The organism is Neisseria sp. HMSC064D07, assembly GCF_001837185.1.
Lineage (GTDB): Bacteria > Pseudomonadota > Gammaproteobacteria > Burkholderiales > Neisseriaceae > Neisseria > Neisseria flavescens_C.
In genome coordinates this window covers 38233-55999 of the sequence record NZ_KV831704.1, presented here as the reverse complement: position 1 = coordinate 55999, position 17767 = coordinate 38233, and the positions used below count along the sequence as shown (strand labels likewise).

Below are 17767 nucleotides of genomic sequence, written 5' to 3'. Positions count from 1 at the left end.
GTCCTTTTGAAAAATGCGGATATATAGAAACCGCTAATTTTAGGATATTTCACACGGGTTATGCAAGTTTTTATTTGTTTTTGTTGCTGTTTTGCCATTCGTTCAAATCGAGGCTGGCTTGATACAGGCCGCGGTCGGTTTCCGACGGGGTAACGGTAAATCCTGATTTTTCAGCGAGTTTGAGCATTGGTGTGTTTTCTTTGAGGATTTCCGCATTCATGGTTTGGTAACCTTGCTGTGTGGCAGTTTGGATAATGAGGCTCATCATTTTGCCTGCCAAGCCGGTTTTGCGTGCTTCAGGTGCTAAAGTAATGCCGAACTCGCACTCATTACGATTGATGCGGCTGTAACGGCTGACTGCGACGATATGGCCGTCTGAAGCGAAGGCTACCCACGCGCATTCGGCATGGAAATCAGGGCGTGTCAGCCGTGCGAGCGTGGGCAGCGGTAACTCGTTGGTATGGGTCATGAAGCGCGTATAGCGGTCGGCCGCGGGTAATTGGCGGACAAATTGTTGTTTGGCTTCGGCATCTTCAGGCTCTAGTGCGCGGATGTGTAGTGTGTTGCCGTCTGGCAGGGTAAAGGTATCTGTTTGGCTCGGATAGGGTGCGAGTACGTTTTGTATCTCGGGCGTTTCGGTTTTAGGGTGCAGCAGTTCGGAAGCGGCTTCACCGGTGTTGCGTAGGAACTCGGCCGCTACCGGATTTTTTTGTTGGAGGTAGGCGGCGGCGCTTTGCATTTTTGCTGCGGCCTGTTCTAAGGTTTGGACGGCTTTTTTGGGGATTTTGGTTGTCGGTGCGGCTGGTTTTTCCACAATTTCGGGAATGATGGTGCTGCTGTATTGGCCGCCGTTGTAGTTGAGGATGATGTCGCCGATATGCTGATTGTTGTGGATAAGCGTGTTTAGGGAATGCAGGAATTGATTGAGAACGGAAGTATTGTCAAGTTCTGCAAATTGGCTTAAACGCTGGATATCGAGCGTGGTAAAGGGCGGTAATGCGGCTTGGGTTTGGCCGTTGTAATGGGCGGTAAGGATGTTGCCGTAAATGGCATGACGGCTGAACCGGAATTGAACGGCATTGTGCTTTTGGGTTTGGCACGGAGGCAAGTAAAGGGCCTCTGTCATCAGGTCGGTTTGACCGGATGCAATGGCTTTATCGATACTTTTGTTTTTAGGCGTTTTCAGACGGCCTGTTTTGGCTGGGGCGGGGGTGTTTTGCGCTTGTTGCAAACAGGCGGTTTGATTGCGGAAATAAAGTGTCAGCAAGGCTTCTTCCGGGGTGTTGAACCGGGTCAGGCCGTCTGAAAAACGATGGCTGATGAGAATGGGCTTGCTGGTTTTTTGTGCTAAGTTATTCAGTGTTTGATGAATGCCGTACGCGGCCGGCGTGTCCGGCGAAATAATGCCGAGCAGGGCTTGGGTGTGCGGATTTTGCAATTGTTCGAGTGCCAGGCGGTGGATGCGTGCGGGCGTGGGGTCGCTGCCGATGCAGCCTTGTTGGATGGATGGTGCGTCGGTTGGAAGGTTGAGGGTCAATTGGCAGGCATCGGCGGTGCTGCGCAGCCATTCTATCGGCGTATCGGACAAAATAGTGGGATGGGTAATGACGGGAATGCCGGAAAGATGGGCTTTTAAGGCTGCTTCGAGTTCGTTGATATTGAATACCGGCAGGAAGTTGCAATGGCGGCTGAGGCTGTGTAGGACGGCTTTGTCTGTGTCGTCGGTGTAATGTGTGGACAACAGGATAAGCGGGGTGTGGCGTGTAAAGTGTCGGATGGCGCTGAACAGCTCGCGTTGGTTTTCGGCCGGATTGTAGTGGATGACGGCAACTTTGGTATGACGGTTGTGGCCGAAGCGGTTGAGCCAGTCGGCGGATGTAGTGGGGCTTAGGTTGTAGTTGAGGCTGATGTGGCGCGATACGCCTTGATGCATTGTGTTCAACAGATGGTTGATGTTGCGGCTGACAGTGCTGTGGCCGGTGAGTAATGCGATATGGCCGGCCGGATAGTCGGCTTGGGTGCCGATATTGAGATTGAGTGAGGGAAGTTGGATGCCTGCGCTGTTACACACGCTGATGTTTAATTCGTCGCCGTGATATTTTTGAATGATGGAACGGGCATTTTTGCAGGATTCGGGCGGCAGGTTTTCCCAATCTTGGATCAGGATAATGTGGCGCAGGCCTTTTTTGCGGCAGGCTTTGAACAGTGTGTCGTAATGGTCGTGCGGGATGACAGCGACAACTAGGTCGGCCCGGCCTGGAATTTTGCTGAGGCTGGAGTAGGAAGGGAGGCCGGCGACGCTGCTGTGGCGGAGATTGACGGGCGTGATTTTGCCTTGATATGAGGAACCGAGCAGGTGGCTGAAAATGCGTTCACCAAGGCTGTGCGGACGTTCGCTGGCGCCGACAAGGATGATGTGTTCGGGCATGAAGAAGTAGCCGGTTTGGACGGTTGCATTCATGATGGTTCCTTATTTGTGTTTTGGGCCGTCTGAAGAGTTTCAGACAGCCTTATTTTTAGGCTTCTTTTTTGTCTCCGGCTTTCTTTTTGGGAAGGATGAAACGCATCCTCAGGCCGTTGGGTTTGATATTTTCAGCAATGATTTTGCCGCAGTGCTGCTCCATGATGTGTTGCGTCAAGGCAAGTCCCAAGCCGGTGCCTGGCTTGTGTGCGCTGGAGTCGGCACGATAAAAGGCGGTAAAAATATGCGGAAGCTGCATTTCATCGACACCCGGGCCATTGTCGGTAACATCGATAATCCAGTGTTTGCCGTCTTGTCCGATATGGGCCTGAATGGTACTGCCTTCCGGACTGTAGTTGATGGCGTTGCGGATAACGTTGTCAAAGGCGCGGTACAAATAGCCTTCGTTAGCACTGATCACGGCATTTTCAGGGATTTTAGGGTCAATGCTCAAGGTAACGCTTTGATTGTTTTGGTGGGCAATGCTTTGGTTGTCCTCAATCAAGTTGGTCAGGAACGGAACGAGTTTGAGGTTTTCTTTTTCCAAAGGAATGTTGGAGGTCTCCAGGCGGGAGAGGGTCAATAATTCACCTACCAAAGTATCCATGCGCACCAATTCGCCTTCAAGCCGCTTGAGGTATTGCTCTTGTTTTTGCGGCTGAGATTGAATCAGGCCGACAATCGCCTGCATACGTGCCAGCGGCGAACGCATTTCATGAGAAACGTGGTGGAGCAAATGACGCTCTTTGGCCACAAGTTTTTCCAATTTTTCGGCCATTTTGTCGAACTGTACGGCAAGGTGGGACAATTCGTCGTCACGGTCGTCAACCTGCTGGGAAATGCGGGTTTCGAGTTCGCCGTTGGCTACCCTGTCCATGCCGCCGCCAAGAATTTTAATGGGCTTGGTAATATTGTTGGCAAGGATATATGCCATCAAGAGGCCGACGATGATGATGAAAGACAGAATGATAAATTCGTGCCAAATCGGTGAGAGCGGCAGGCCGGGAATGAAAAGCGGGCTGGGCAGGCGCTGGGCTTGATGGTTGTCCCAGCCTTTAATGAAGAAGAGGTATTCTTCGCCGAAGCGGTCGTATTCGATGTGGGCTAAATCGGATTCGGGATTGTTGATGGCGAAGATGCGGGCGCGTTCGATGGACAGGCTGTCAATATTGCGGCCTAAAATATCTTTTTTATCGTCGCCGGTAATCACATAAACGGCATTGGAAACCGGATTGTTTTTCCATTCCGAAAGAATTTCGCGTGCACCGCTGTCTCCGCGCGAGTTGAACGCGGAGATGATGCTGCTCATCAATGTGGTTTCGATGGTGCGGCGTTGGTTGAATTGGTTTTCGGCGAGGGTGTTTTGTACCAGCCAAAATGAAAAACTCGCCACAAAGATTGCGCAGACGATGACTGCGCAAAATGTGGCGAAGATGCGTTGAAACAGTTTCATTGATCTGTTTAATCTTTAGTTTTTAACAAACAGGTAGCCTAAGCCGCGTACAGTTTGAATCAGGGAAGCATCGCCCAATTTGTGGCGGATGCTGGAGATGTGTACGTCGATGCTGCGGTCAAATTTAGCCAGTTTGCGGTCGAGTGCCTCGATAGACAGGGTCTCTTTGCTGACGACTTGTCCGGCGTGGCGCATCAAAACTTCGAGCAGGTTGAATTCGGTGCTGGTCAACTCGAGCGGAGTATCTTTGATGCTGGCTTGGCGTTTGGCCGGGTATAAAACAACATCGCTGACAGAAATGCTGTTAGGCGCGTTGTTTTGTTCGTTGCTGTGTTGCGCGCGGCGTAGGATGGCGTTGATGCGGGCCAAGAGTTCGCGCGGTGTGCATGGTTTCGGAACATAATCGTCCGCACCCATTTCCAGACCGATGATGCGGTCGATGTCGTCGCCTTTCGCGGTCAGCATGATGATAGGCACGGTGCTTTGGGTGCGTACGTTTTTCAGTACGTCCAAACCGTTCATTTTAGGCATCATGGAGTCTAATACGACGACATCGTATTGTCCGGTCAGAATTTCTTGAACGCCGGCTTCGCCGTCGGGAACGCTATGAACGTTGAGGCCTTCGGCAGTCAGGTATTCGGTCAGCAATTCGGTCAAGAGGGCATCGTCATCTACGAGTAATACGCGACTCATGGAATTTCCTTTTCGTGATTGTATGCGCCGCGGTACTAAATGGCAGTACGGCGCTTAAAATAGAGTTGTGTTCAATCTTAACATGCAATCTGCTTTTGTTGATAGCGTAATTTTCTGTGCTTTTGCGCTTTTTTGCATAGAAACTCGCTGCTCTTTACATTTTCAGACGGCCTGTAAGGACAAACTGACAATTGGGTGTGTTTTGTTCAGGGTTTGTCGCATGATTGGGCGGTTTGGTGTTTCGGTGCATTGATGAAATCTTTGCAATCGGACAAAAGTTTGGGCAGTAAGGGGGCGAATGCCGGGTGGCTGCGTATTTTGTCGGCGTAGAAATACATCATATAAGGATAATAATATTGCATTGCCTGCATCCATTGCGCACCTTCTTCTTTTTTGCCTTGCCGGTAGAGGTAAAGGCCGACTTGATAGGCGTTGGAGTAGGGGCGGTATGTTAGGGCTTTGAGTGCGGCTTCTTCTGCCCACGGGCGGATATAGGCATCGGTCGGGTCGGCACGTTTGCTCAAGCTCAAATCGGCGTAATAGGCGAGCATGGGGCTTTCTTTGGAGAGCTGCTGCAAGCCGTCGATTTTGTTTTGAACTGTTTGCGGATCGTCGGTTTTCCCTACACGGCTATATTGGGTCAAATTTTGATATTCCCAGCTGAGGTTTGCCATACCGATTAAAATCGATAAAGCGGCTATACCGCCTGACCATTGTCTGATTCGGGTAGATAAAGGGCCGTCTGAAACATCTTTCAGATAAGAGGGTGTCAACGACAGAATCAGGCTGAATACGGTGAGGAAGTAGATATACCAAAGCGGATATTCGAGCATACTGTGGCAAAGGCTGACGGCGGCGGCAGTCAGTAAAAACAGCGAGGCCGGTGTTTGATTGCGGCCCAACAGTCGCCATACGGCTACAAGCAGGGTTAAGGCTGCAAGCAAGGTGCCGGCAATGCCCATTTCGGACAATAATTGCATGACGATGTTGTGCGAATGGGTAAACAGTACGCCGAGGATGTTGTTGGGGAAGTATTGTTGTTGTGCATTAATCAGGAAGGTTTGCTGGGCAAAGCTGTTCCAGCCGTGGCCGAACCAAGGTGCGGATTGAAAGGCAATCCATGCTTTGCTCCATTCGATTTGGCGCATGGAACCTTCAAAACCGCTGGTGCCTGCGCGTTCGACAGCGGTTTCGTATTTAATGTTGCCAAACAAATCCAGCAGGCTGCCCATACCGAATTGGAAAGCGGCGGCCAGGATGGCGGTCAGAAGGAAAATGCACAGTGCGCGTTTGTGTTGGAAACGGGTACGCCAAAACCATAACGGCGTAATCAGGAATAGGGCGGCGATGTAGCCTAAGATGGTGCGTGAGTTGACAAGGCCGAGGGTTGCGGTCAAAGCCAATACGAACAGAAAACCTGCTGCATTAGACATTTTGCGTGCTGTCCATAAATAGGACGCCGCCAAAATGCCCCACATTAAATAATGTCCCAAGTGGTTGCGCTGGCCGAGTTGGCCGTTTACGGTGCCGTTGCTTCGGGCAATGATGCCGTTCAACCACTCTACGTTGGACCAGCCTTTAAATTGCAGCCAGACGATGACGGCCTGTATGGTTGCCCCTATCAATAAAGACCAAGCAAAGATGCTGACGATGCGTTCTTGTCCGTAAGCTGCTACCCAGCCGCGAACTGACCATGCACCCAGCGCCAAAATGACAAAGGTCCAGGCAGTGATGTCGCTCATACCGGGGTAGGTGGAATGCATGAAGCGCGCTTGGAGCGACCAAAATGCAGCCATGGCAAACAAACCGATACTGAGTGCGGGAAGGCGGATATTCAGCAGGCCTTTGTGTGCGCTAATCAATGTCAGTACCAATGAACCGCTCAGTGAAATGGCTTCCAGATAAAAGCTGGGCAATGGGCCGACTCGGTAGAGTGAAAGAAAAGGGACGGCGCAAATCCAAAGAAAACTGAGCCATAAAGGCCAAAAGGTTTTTACTGAAGATTGAGTCAGGCCGTCTGAAAGTGTGTGGTAGGTCATTTTGATGTATGTTTTTGTTGTTTGATAAATGCAAGGCAGCCGAGGAAAAAAGCAATGCACAATAATACGGAAACGGCGGCGCAAATCCGGCTGGCGAGAGCCGTGTCTGCCAGGCGCATACAGGCTTCGGCAAAGTAAATCAGAATCAGCATGGAGCTGTATTGGTAAGTGTAGATGCGTTTTTTCAAAATGCCGGTCAACGGCAGGCACAAAGGCAGAGCTTTCAATGCCAGCCATGAGCCGCCTTCGCGCAATGGCGCGATCCATAATTCCCATGATAAGGAAAGCAAAATCAAAAGGATAAGGCTTATGGGAGTTGCAAGATAAGGTAACGGGGAGCGTGTATTGTTCACGATATAAAGGGCGTAAGCCGTACTAGAAAACTTGAAATTATACCGCTAAAAATGCGGGGGAAGCCAAGAATATTGCTTAAGGATATTCAAGAAAGAATTTATTGTTTTTCTTCAAACGAATGAAACTTTATCTTGTTTTATAGTCTTAATTAATATATATATCTAATAAAAATTGTGCTACTATTATAAATGCTTTATCTCAGGAGGATAGGAAACCATGAATCGCGTTGCTGATGTTATCCGTGATGATATTAAAGTAATGACAGCCTATCAGGTTGCCGATTTGCCGGAAGGTTTTATTAAGTTGGACGCCATGGAGTGTCCGCATCATCCTTTCGCCGGGTATGAATCTTTATTGTCAGAATGGGCAGACTTGGCAAAGCAGGCGCCGATTCATTTGTATCCCCATACTGCCAAGAGCGGTATTTATGAAGAATTGAGGGAAGTTTTCGGTATTCCCGATAAAGCGGAAATTGCATTGGGTAACGGCTCCGACGAGCTTATCCAGTTTTTGACTATGCTGGTTGCCAAACCAAATGCGCGTGTATTGGGTATTGAGCCAAGTTTCGTTATGTATCGTCATAATGCCGCGCTTTATGGCATGGAATATGTCGGCGTTCCCTTAAATCCGGATTTCTCTTTAAATCTCCCTGCCGTTTTGTCCGCTATCGAGCAACATCAGCCGTCATTAATTTTTATTGCCTATCCCAATAATCCTACCGGCGTGTGCTTTAAACGAGAAGAAGTAGAGGCAATCATTCGCGCGGCTACTGGCATTGTGGTTGTCGATGAGGCATATGGCGCGTTTCATCATGACAGTTTCCTTCCGTGGGCGGGCGAAGTCGAAAACCTGGTTGTAATGCGCACCATCAGTAAAATCGGCTTTGCCGGCTTGCGGATGGGATATGCGGCGGCAAGCCCAAGCATTATGGGTGAGCTGGCCAAAATCCTTCCGCCTTACAATATGAATCAATTAAGCTTGGCGGCGGCAAAATTCTCATTGAAACATCATCAAATCATTCAGCAAAACATTGATACATTAAAAAACGAGCGTTCGCGTGTGATGAATGAATTGTTGAAATTAAACCGTTTGGAAGTTTTTCCGAGCGAAGCCAACTTTATTACCGTTCGCGTTCCTGATGCGAACGGGCTGTTTGAAACATTGAAGCAAAACCGCATACTGATTAAAAAACTGCATGGCAGCCATCCGCTTTTGGATCAGTGTGTCCGCATAACCATAGGCTCGGCAGCGCAAAATGATGCTGTCTTGGCCGTTATTAAAAATCTTTATCCCAATCTTTGATTTCAAGGAAACTACCATCATGAACAAAGCTCAACTGCATTTGACCAATTTTCTGTTACTGGTTGAAGAAGCCGGCTCATTGACCAAGCTTGCACGTGCATGCGGTTATGAAAACTCCGCCTCTTTGTCTCAGCTCAAACGCCGTTTGGAACAACAGGCAGGCGATGAGTCTGCACGCGGCATTCGTCCGAGCCTGGCTGCGAAGTTGGAATCCGGTATGCGCAAACGCAAAGGCTGGCTGAACCGTGATCACAGCAAAGATCAAGAAAAAGCAGCAGTTGAAGCGGCGCGTTTGGAAAAACAAACTGTCGAAGCAGCAGAAACTGGTGTTTCAACCGAAGGCCGTTTTGTTACTATTACCCGTAATACCTGCGAAACCCAAATTACCGTCAGCCTCAACCTTGACGGTACCGGTAAATACCGTCTAGATACCGGTGTTCCTTTCCTTGAGCATATGCTTGCCCAAGTAGCGCGTCATGGTTTGATTGACTTGGATATTACCTGCAAAGGCGATTTGCACATTGACGACCATCACACAGTTGAGGACATCGGTATCGTGGTGGGTCAGGCCTTGAAACAGGCGCTTGGCAATAAAGCCGGCATTACCCGTTACGGTCATGCCTATGTTCCGCTGGACGAGGCGTTGAGCCGTGTAGTCATCGATCTTTCCGGCCGTCCTGGCTTGGTGTACAACATCGACTTTACCCGCGCTCTGATCGGCCGTTTTGATGTCGATTTGTTTGAAGAATTTTTCCACGGTCTTGTGAACCACAGCATGATGACCTTGCACATCGATAATTTGAGCGGCCGTAATGCACATCATCAAGCTGAGACCGTTTTCAAAGCCTTCGGCCGCGCCTTGCGCATGGCAGTTGAATACGATCCGCGCATGATTGGCCAGACGCCTTCTACCAAAGGCACGCTGAGCGAAGAATCTGTTCAAGAAGAAGCAGAAGCCGCATCTGAAGAATAAGGCATCGTGTGAGTGAATAAAGGCCGTCTGAAACCGATAGTAATTTCAGATGGCCTTTTATTATTTGTCTTGTATATTGCCAATATTTTGTTTTAAACCATCTTTTGCTACAATCATTCTTATTATTATATTAATCATTAAATGTTTTCAGACGGCCTGAGGAGTAGCAATGAAAGTAGCGATTGTCGATTATGGAATGGGAAACCTGCATTCAGTATTGAAATCTGTTCAGGCGGCGCAGGCCTTGTCCAAGCAAAATGCCGAAATTTATCTGACTTCGCGGCCCGAAGAAGTGATGGCGGCGGATAAGGTTATCTTTCCGGGGCAGGGTGCCATGCCGGACTGTATGTCTGCGCTGAAGGCCAGCGGTTTGGGCGAGGCAGTTTCAGACGGCCTGAAAAACAAGCCGTTTTTTGGAATTTGCGTAGGTGCGCAATTATTGTTTGAACACAGTGAAGAAGGCGATACAGATGGTTTGGGCTGGTTTGAAGGGCAAGTAAAACGGTTTTTGCCCAATCAAACCGATGCACAAGGAGGCCGTCTGAAAGTGCCGCATATGGGGTGGAATACAGTGCGCCAAACCCGTCCGCACCCTTTATTTCAAGACATTGGGCAGAACGAGTATTTTTATTTTGTTCACAGCTATTATTTTGCACCGAAAAATGAAGAGATTGTTTTAGGCGTCAGCGAATATCCGAATGAATTTGCCTGCATTGTCGGTAAGGACAATGTGTTTGCCACACAGTTCCACACGGAGAAAAGCCATCAGGCAGGATTGCTGCTGCTGCGTAATTTTTTAAATTGGCAGATTTGAGGCTTTTTAACATAAATCTGCTAAAAATCGCTAATTTGTGTAAAATATACTGAAATTGAATAGAGGAGAAAAAAATGCTGTTGATACCTGCCATTGATTTGAAAGAAGGACGCTGTGTTCGCTTAAAACAAGGTTTGATGGAGCAGGCGACGGTGTTTTCCGATTCGCCGGCAGAGATGGCGTTGCATTGGCGCAATCAAGGCGCACGCCGTTTGCATTTGGTTGATTTGAACGGCGCATTCGCAGGCGTTCCTCAAAATTTTCCGGCGATTAAAGAAATTTTGGCCGCCGTAGCCAAAGATATTCCGGTACAGCTTGGCGGCGGTATCCGTGATTTGGGCACCATCGAAAAGTATTTGGATTTGGGTCTGACTGATGTGATTATCGGTACGGCCGCGGTAAAAAATCCTGAATTTGTGCGCGAAGCATGTAAGGCATTTCCGGGTCAGATTATCGTCGGCTTGGATGCCAAAGACGGGATGGTGGCGATAGACGGTTGGGCAACGGTAACGGAGCATCATGTCGTCGATTTGGCCAAGCGTTTTGAAGACGATGGTGTCAACAGTATTATTTATACTGATATTGGTCGCGACGGCATGATGAGCGGGGTGAATATCGAAGCTACCGTCAAATTGGCTCAATCAGTGAATATCCCGATTATCGCTTCCGGCGGCTTGACGAATTTGGACGATATCCGCGCATTGTGTGCCGTTGAAAAAGAGGGTGTGAGCGGTGCGATTACCGGCCGCGCAATTTATGAGGGAAGTATTAATTTTGCACAGGCGCAAAAACTGGCCGATTCTTTGGCTTGACCTAAGTGCGTTTAATTATGCAGATTAAGGCTTTGCAAGGGGTAACAGCACAGGAGTTGGCGTATAGCTGAAAATGCCTTCAAAAGCGGCATTTTGCAAAGTCCTTAGACTTAAAATTTGTCTGAAATAATTATAAAAAACAACTCACTCAATATCTTATTTTATTAAGGGATTGGTATGCTTGAAGCGTTTGTTTTGGGTTTTTGGATTATTTGGTCATCCGATCGCGAAGTGTATCCGCTAAGCGAAAGTTTGTGGTTTACACTGATTGCAGTGATACTGCGGCAGCTGACGGCGTTTGATTTGCCGATTATCGATACCTATTGGATGATTTTCAACGGGATAATCTGGGCATTTGCCGGTTTGATTTTTTCCATCGTCGGTCGCATCGACAGTAATTTCATCATCTCCTGCGTTTTGGCAATGATAGCGGGGATTGGTTATTTTCAGCTGTTGCAACATTTGCCGGATTGGTTGAGCAAATTTTTGGCCTGACGGTTTCAGACGGCCTGAGAACGGATAAGAGGTATTGAGTATGGCATTGGCAAAACGAATTATTCCTTGTCTGGATGTAAAAGACGGTCGCGTGGTAAAAGGTGTCAACTTTTTGGGTTTGCGCGATGCAGGTAATCCGGTTGACGTTGCCAAACGCTACAACGATGAAGGCGCAGATGAGTTGACCTTTTTGGACATCACTGCTTCCAGCGACAATCGCGACACTATTTTGCACGTTATTGAGGCAGTTGCATCACAAGTTTTTATTCCATTAACAGTCGGCGGCGGTGTGCGCACGGTTGCCGATATCCGTCGTCTGCTTAATGCCGGTGCCGATAAGGCCAGCATCAATACGGCCGCCGTAACCAATCCTGATTTGGTAAATGAAGCGGCCGGTTTTTTTGGTTCGCAAGCGATTGTTGTTGCTGTAGATGCCAAAGCGGTCAACCCTGAAAACACCCGTTGGGAAATCTTTACCCACGGCGGACGTAATCCGACCGGTTTGGATGCGGTGGAATGGGCTGTCGAAATGCAGCGGCGCGGTGCGGGCGAGATTTTGCTGACCAGTATGGACCGGGACGGTACCAAGCAAGGTTTCAACTTGCCTTTGACACGCGCGGTCAGCGAAGCGGTCGATATTCCGGTCATTGCTTCCGGCGGCGTCGGTTCGGTCCAACACTTGGTGGACGGTATTAAAGAAGGGAAGGCCGATGCGGTATTGGCCGCCAGTATTTTCCACTTTGGCGAAGCGAGTATCCGCGAAGCGAAACTGGCCATGCGCGAAGCAGGAATTGAAGTGCGTTTGTGATTGCTATCCAAAGGCCGTCTGAAAATATGGGAGAAAGACGCGAATGTCGAACATAAACGAAACGCTGCTGAATGCCGTAAAATTTGATGAAAAAGGTTTGGTTTGCGCGATTGCCCAAGATTGGCAGACACACCGTGTGCTGATGGTTGCCTGGATGAACGCCGAAGCCCTGCAAAAAACCGTAGAAACCGGGTTTGCCCACTATTACAGCCGTTCCCGCCAAAAACAATGGATGAAAGGCGAAGAGTCAGGGCATACACAAAAAGTACATGAATTGCGTCTGGATTGCGATGGCGACGCGGTGGTTATGCTGATTGAACAAAACGGTGGCATTGCCTGTCATACTGGGCGCGAAAGCTGTTTTTACAAAGTTTGGCAAGAGGGCGCATGGCAGACAGTGGATGCCGTGTTGAAAGACGAAGAAGCGATTTACGGACATAAACATCCTTAAGGCCGTCTGAAAGAAAATAAGAGAAACCGACCATGACCGATACTATCCTTACCCAAATTCAAAACGTCATCGATTCGCGCAAAGGCGGCGATCCTGATGCTTCTTATGTCGCCCAACTGCTGCACAAAGGCGAAGACAAGATTTTGAAAAAAGTCATCGAGGAAGCGGGTGAAACCTTGATGGCTTCTAAAGATGGCGGTGGCGAACATTTGGTTTACGAAGTGGCGGATTTGTGGTTTCATACCATGGTTTTATTGGCGCATCACGGATTGCGCGCTGAAGATGTGGTAAATGAGCTTGCGCGCCGTCAAGGTTTGTCGGGGTTGGTGGAAAAAGCTTCTCGCAAAGAATCTTGAATTTATATTACAATCTCGTATTTGACCTGTTTCAGAATCCGTCTCTTGGGGCAAAACGATTTCACTTTTTGGGTTGAAACCCGTTACGCCCGTTTTCAGACGGCCATTGGAGCCATTATGGATAATTGTATTTTCTGCAAAATCGCAACCAAAGATATTCCGGCACAAACCGTTTACGAAGACGACGAGATGCTTTGTTTCAAAGACATCCGTCCTGCCGCGCCGGTGCATCTGCTGCTGATTCCGAAAGTACACTTCGATTCACTGGCACACGCCACTGCCGAACATCAAACCCTATTGGGCAAAATGATGTTGAAAGTCCCTCAAATCGCCCAAGAGGCAGGTTTGACCGATGGTTTCAAAACCCTGATCAATACAGGCAAAGGCGGCGGACAAGAAGTCTTCCACCTGCATATCCATATCATGGGTACGCCTGCATAACTATTATTTATTTTTAACAAATTCAAGGATTTATCATGGGTAGCTTCTCTCTTTGGCACTGGATTATCGTACTGATTATTGTCGTTTTGGTATTCGGTACCAAAAAATTACGTAACGTCGGCAAAGACCTCGGCGGTGCGGTACATGACTTCAAACAAGGCCTGAATGAAGGTACAGACGGCAAAGATGCCAAAAAAGACGAAGTCATCGAACACAAAAAAGACGAAGACAAAGCATAATCCATGTTTGATTTCGGTTTGGGCGAATTGCTGCTGGTCGGCGTTGTCGCCCTAATAGTGCTTGGTCCCGAACGTCTGCCGCAAGCCGCGCGCACGGCTGGGCGTTTGGTCGGTAAATTGCAAGGCTTCGTCAACAACGTCAAGCAGGAGCTCAATACTCAGGCTGAGTTGGACGAATTGCGCAAGGTGAAGCAGGAATTTGAAACCGCCGCATCCGAGTTTCGCGACGGTATCAAAGACTTGGGCAACGATGCACAAAAAAATCTGAGCGATATTTCAGACGGTCTTAAGCCGTGGGAACGCCTGCCCGAACAGAAAACGCCTGCCGATTTTGGTGTGGATGAGTTTGGCAATCCTTTACCTGATCTGGCTTCAAACAGCACTGAGCATGAAAATGCAATCGAGGCTTCTGAGCAGGGTGGGGCAGTGCAAACCCAAGAGCTTGTCGAGGCTGAAAATGCCGAGTCCGAGCAAGACCGCGCTTGGCGTGAGTATTTGACGGCTTCGGTTTCCCCAGCTCCTGCGGTTGAAGTCAGCTATGTCGAATCTCCTGCTGCCGATGTTCCTCCGCTGCATACGACTTCTTTGCGTAAGCAGGCGATGAGCCGCAAACGCGATATGCGCCCGAAATTCCACGCCAAGCCCAAACTGCGCGTCCGTAAGTAAAAAGTGAGTCAACCGGTGTCCGAACCTCAACACGAACAACCCGTCCAACCGCTTATCGAGCATCTTCTCGAGCTGCGCCGCCGCATGATGTGGATCGTCATCGGTATCGTCGTCTGCTTCTTGGGCATGATGCCGTTTGCCCAGCAGCTCTATACCTTTGTTGCCGAACCATTAATGGCCAATCTGCCTAAAGATACCAGCATGATTGCGACCGATGTGATCGCGCCGTTTTTTGTGCCGGTCAAGGTTACTTTGATGGCGGCGTTTCTGCTGTCCTTGCCGCACACGCTATATCAAGTCTGGGCGTTTGTCGCCCCGGCCTTATACCAAAACGAAAAGCGTTTGATTACGCCGCTGGTGTTGTCCAGCGTGACACTTTTCTTCGTTGGTATGGCCTTTGCCTATTTTTTGGTGTTTCCCGTTATTTTCAAATTCTTGGCCGGTGTAACCCCTGTCGGCGTCAATATGGCGACCGATATCGACAAATACCTGTCCTTTATTTTGGGCATGTTTGTCGCATTCGGTACGACGTTTGAAGTTCCTGTTGTTGTGGTGTTGCTTGCAAAAATGGGCATTGTTTCGACCGCTCAGCTTAAGAACGCCCGTCCGTATGTTATCGTGGGTGCGTTTATCGTGGCCGCAATCATCACGCCGCCTGACGTAATTTCTCAAACCCTGCTTGCTGTTCCGCTGATTCTGCTCTACGAAGCAGGCATTTGGTTCAGCCGTTTTGCCAAGGCCAAAACGCAGCAGGAAGATGAGGATACACCGCAACCACCGGCAGAAGTTTAAGAATTAAGGCCGTCTGAAGAATTTTTCAGACGGCCTTTGTATCATGGCACTTTCAGTTTTTAAGAAAAAGCATGATGGATGTTCAGTAAATCGTGCAAAAACGTTACAGCGCTAAATCTTTTAATGTGACTAAAAATTTCGACCGAGGATTTTGCCGAAATCGAAGCAGTAATGCGTAACAGTCCCTCATGCCTCAATGGGCTGGTACTCTGAAGATGATTTCAATACCAAACTGCCGGAATTACGTTTGGAAAATGGGGTAATTTGTACCAAGGCATAAGCCAAAAATATTTGATTTTAGGTAATTGAAAAAATATTCGTTTCTATTTTATTAAAAAGTATGATGTCAGGCCGTCTGAAAATTAACTACTTTTCAGACGGCCTTTTTATTGTTCTTGTTTTTCTTTGTCCTCCTTATTTTTCAAGCATCTTACAAAAAGGGTTTGGAAAAATAGGTGCTTATATTTTGGCCGGATTTAGCCGTACGATTTCATGGATAAATGTGTTATCGTATTCATATATGTTAAAAAACATTAATAAATTTGTATTTTTCTTACAGAGAAAGGCTTCAAAATAGATGGTTGGACTCAAACGCTGAGTGTCGGTACTTTGCTCGGTATTGCGGCGGCGGCAATTTTGCTGATTTTGGTTTTAATTGTGAAACTGCGCGTTCATGCTTTACTGACGTTGGTATTGGTCAGCCTACTGACTGCTATCGTAACAGGCCTGCCTATGGGCAGTATCGTCAATGATGTGTTGGTCAAAAACTTTGGCGGCACGCTCGGCAGCGTGGCGTTGTTGGTCGGTTTGGGTGCAATGCTTGGCCGTTTGGTGGAAACTTCCGGCGGTGCTCAGTCTTTGGCAGATGCGCTGATTCGGATTTTTGGTGAGAATCGTGCGCCGTTTGCCTTAGGCGTGGCTTCTTTGATTTTCGGTTTTCCGATTTTCTTTGATGCCGGTTTGGTGGTGATGTTGCCGATTGTGTTTGCAACGGCACGCCGCATGAAGCAAACTGTTTTGCCCTATGCGTTGGCATCTATTGGCGCATTTTCCGTCATGCACGTCTTCCTGCCGCCACATCCCGGCCCGATTGCAGCTTCTGAATTTTATGGCGCAAATATTGGTCAACTGCTGATTTTGGGTTTGCCTGTTACCTTGATTACTTGGTATTTCAGCGGCTATTTATTGGGTAAAGTTTTGGGTCACAGCATTCATGTACCCGTTCCTGATCTGATCAGTGGCGGTACGCAAGATAACGACCAACCGAAAGCGCCTGCAAAAGCATCTACCATCGTCGGTATTATGCTGATTCCTATGCTGTTGATTTTCTTGAATACTGGTTTGTCTACTCTAATCAGCGAGAAAATGGTCAGTGCGGATGAAGGCTGGGTGCAGTTTGCACGAATGCTCGGTTCGACACCGATTGCTTTGCTGATTTCTGTTTTGGTAGCCCTGTATGTATTGGGTAGTAAACGTGGCGAAAAAGCCAGCGCTTTGGAGAAAACCATTGATGGCGCATTGGGTCCGGTTTGCTCGGTTATTTTGATTACCGGTGCAGGCGGTATGTTCGGCGGCGTATTGCGTGCTTCCGGTATCGGTAAGGCTTTGGCTGACAGCATGGCTGACTTGGGTATTCCTGTTTTACTAGGCTGTTTCTTGGTGGCTTTGGCTTTGCGTATTGCGCAAGGTTCTGCGACTGTTGCCCTGACTACCGCTGCCGCGTTGATGGCACCGGCCGTTGCGGCGGCAGGTTTCAGCGATTGGCAGATTACTTGCGTGGTATTGGCGACGGCGGCAGGTTCCGTTGGTTGCAGCCACTTTAACGACTCAGGCTTCTGGCTTGTCGGCCGTCTGTTGGATATGGATGTGCCGACGACCTTGAAGACATGGACGGTCAACCAAACACTTATCGCACTCATCGGTTTTGCTTTATCGTCAGTGTTGTTTATCTTGGTTTAATCGAAAATGGCCGGCGGATAGTGTTTTTGAGATAACACAATCCGCCTGTTTTCAAATACCGTTAAAATCCAGATAAACAAGGAGTAGAAAAATGACGACACATTTTGTCATGATGGGCGTGTGCGGTTGCGGTAAAACCACTGCCGCATTGTCTTTGCAAAAACATCTCAACCAATGCCCGTATGCCGAAGGCGATGATTTCCATACTCAAGCCAACCGCGACAAAATGGGTGCCGGTATTCCGTTGACGGACGAAGACCGCTATCCTTGGCTGGGCAATTTGCGTGACTGGATGACGGAGCAGGCAAAAAACGGGGAAAAATATTCCATCGTTACTTGTTCCGCACTCAAGCATCACTATCGCGATATTCTGCGTGGTGCGGAAGGAAAGGTGGCTTTTATCCATCTGACTCCGCCTCAAGCAATCAATCTTGAACGTATGCTGTCGCGTCAGGGGCATTATATGAAAGCCGGAATGCTGGATTCACAGCTGGAGATTTTGGAAGAGCTGGGTGCGGATGAGTACGGCGTTAAAATCGACAACCCGGGTACGCCTGAAGCCGTTGAGGCAGATATTGTGAACTGGGTGAAAGCGCAAGGCTTAATTTAATGATGATTAGAAATGAAAAGGCCGTCTGAAATCTTTCAGACGGCCTTTT

General features: G+C 48.5%; 19 protein-coding genes. 14 read left to right on the top strand and 5 right to left on the bottom strand.

Features of this window, described 5'->3' with window-relative positions:
• Positions 1–70 precede the first annotated feature (70 nt).
• From HMPREF2608_RS08555 to HMPREF2608_RS08535, 5 genes are all read right to left on the bottom strand, one after another.
• The gene (locus tag HMPREF2608_RS08555) at positions 71–2461 is read right to left on the bottom strand and encodes a bifunctional acetate--CoA ligase family protein/GNAT family N-acetyltransferase (RefSeq protein WP_070826642.1); all 2391 of its coding nucleotides are present in this window, start codon (positions 2459–2461) and stop codon (positions 71–73) included.
• Between the two features lie 55 nt (positions 2462–2516).
• Positions 2517–3914, bottom strand: coding sequence for a HAMP domain-containing sensor histidine kinase (locus HMPREF2608_RS08550; protein WP_036493156.1), 1398 nt, complete (start codon positions 3912–3914; stop codon positions 2517–2519).
• Between the two features lie 15 nt (positions 3915–3929).
• Entirely contained in the window at positions 3930–4607 is a 678-nt protein-coding gene (gene misR, locus HMPREF2608_RS08545; RefSeq protein ID WP_003748666.1) for a two-component system response regulator MisR, read from the bottom strand.
• 206 nt (positions 4608–4813) lie between these two features.
• A complete protein-coding gene (locus HMPREF2608_RS08540; protein ID WP_070826641.1) occupies positions 4814–6646 on the bottom strand; it encodes a PglL family O-oligosaccharyltransferase in 1833 nt (610 codons plus the stop codon).
• On the bottom strand, positions 6643–6999 hold the full coding sequence (locus HMPREF2608_RS08535) for a DUF2069 domain-containing protein (protein WP_070826640.1): 357 nt from the start codon (positions 6997–6999) through the stop codon (positions 6643–6645). Before HMPREF2608_RS08535 ends, HMPREF2608_RS08540 begins: the two co-directional genes overlap by 4 nt.
• A gap of 217 nt (positions 7000–7216) precedes the next feature.
• Between HMPREF2608_RS08535 and hisC the strand changes: the two genes are divergently transcribed.
• From hisC to HMPREF2608_RS08465, 14 genes are all read left to right on the top strand, one after another.
• Positions 7217–8302, top strand: a complete 1086-nt coding sequence (hisC, locus tag HMPREF2608_RS08530; RefSeq protein WP_070826639.1) for a histidinol-phosphate transaminase — start codon at positions 7217–7219, stop codon at positions 8300–8302.
• 19 nt (positions 8303–8321) lie between these two features.
• Complete coding sequence (hisB, locus tag HMPREF2608_RS08525; RefSeq protein ID WP_070826638.1) at positions 8322–9275, top strand: imidazoleglycerol-phosphate dehydratase HisB; 954 nt, start codon at positions 8322–8324, stop codon at positions 9273–9275.
• A 169-nt stretch (positions 9276–9444) separates the two neighbouring features.
• Positions 9445–10089, top strand: a complete 645-nt coding sequence (gene hisH / locus HMPREF2608_RS08520) for an imidazole glycerol phosphate synthase subunit HisH (RefSeq protein ID WP_070826637.1) — start codon at positions 9445–9447, stop codon at positions 10087–10089.
• A 74-nt stretch (positions 10090–10163) separates the two neighbouring features.
• Positions 10164–10901, top strand: a complete 738-nt coding sequence (gene hisA / locus HMPREF2608_RS08515; RefSeq protein ID WP_070826636.1) for a 1-(5-phosphoribosyl)-5-[(5-phosphoribosylamino)methylideneamino]imidazole-4-carboxamide isomerase — start codon at positions 10164–10166, stop codon at positions 10899–10901.
• A 177-nt stretch (positions 10902–11078) separates the two neighbouring features.
• Complete coding sequence (locus HMPREF2608_RS08510) at positions 11079–11396, top strand: hypothetical protein (protein WP_004519651.1); 318 nt, start codon at positions 11079–11081, stop codon at positions 11394–11396.
• 40 nt (positions 11397–11436) lie between these two features.
• Positions 11437–12204, top strand: a complete 768-nt coding sequence (gene hisF, locus HMPREF2608_RS08505; protein ID WP_003748652.1) for an imidazole glycerol phosphate synthase subunit HisF — start codon at positions 11437–11439, stop codon at positions 12202–12204.
• 52 nt (positions 12205–12256) lie between these two features.
• A complete protein-coding gene (hisI, locus tag HMPREF2608_RS08500; protein ID WP_141745660.1) occupies positions 12257–12655 on the top strand; it encodes a phosphoribosyl-AMP cyclohydrolase in 399 nt (132 codons plus the stop codon).
• 32 nt (positions 12656–12687) lie between these two features.
• Positions 12688–13011, top strand: a complete 324-nt coding sequence (locus tag HMPREF2608_RS08495; protein WP_003679440.1) for a phosphoribosyl-ATP diphosphatase — start codon at positions 12688–12690, stop codon at positions 13009–13011.
• Between the two features lie 117 nt (positions 13012–13128).
• Positions 13129–13452: a histidine triad nucleotide-binding protein gene (locus tag HMPREF2608_RS08490; RefSeq protein WP_004519654.1), complete on the top strand. Its 324-nt coding sequence runs from the start codon at positions 13129–13131 to the stop codon at positions 13450–13452.
• Positions 13453–13487: 35 nt separating this feature from the next.
• A complete protein-coding gene (gene tatA / locus HMPREF2608_RS08485) occupies positions 13488–13691 on the top strand; it encodes a Sec-independent protein translocase subunit TatA (protein WP_003679438.1) in 204 nt (67 codons plus the stop codon).
• A 3-nt stretch (positions 13692–13694) separates the two neighbouring features.
• The gene (gene tatB / locus HMPREF2608_RS08480) at positions 13695–14357 is read left to right on the top strand and encodes a Sec-independent protein translocase protein TatB (RefSeq protein WP_070826635.1); all 663 of its coding nucleotides are present in this window, start codon (positions 13695–13697) and stop codon (positions 14355–14357) included.
• A gap of 15 nt (positions 14358–14372) precedes the next feature.
• Positions 14373–15149, top strand: coding sequence for a twin-arginine translocase subunit TatC (gene tatC / locus HMPREF2608_RS08475; protein ID WP_039862097.1), 777 nt, complete (start codon positions 14373–14375; stop codon positions 15147–15149).
• Positions 15150–15722: 573 nt separating this feature from the next.
• On the top strand, positions 15723–17108 hold the full coding sequence (locus tag HMPREF2608_RS08470; RefSeq protein WP_070826634.1) for a GntP family permease: 1386 nt from the start codon (positions 15723–15725) through the stop codon (positions 17106–17108).
• Between the two features lie 91 nt (positions 17109–17199).
• A complete protein-coding gene (locus tag HMPREF2608_RS08465; protein ID WP_070826633.1) occupies positions 17200–17718 on the top strand; it encodes a gluconokinase, GntK/IdnK-type in 519 nt (172 codons plus the stop codon).
• Positions 17719–17767: the final 49 nt, after the last annotated feature.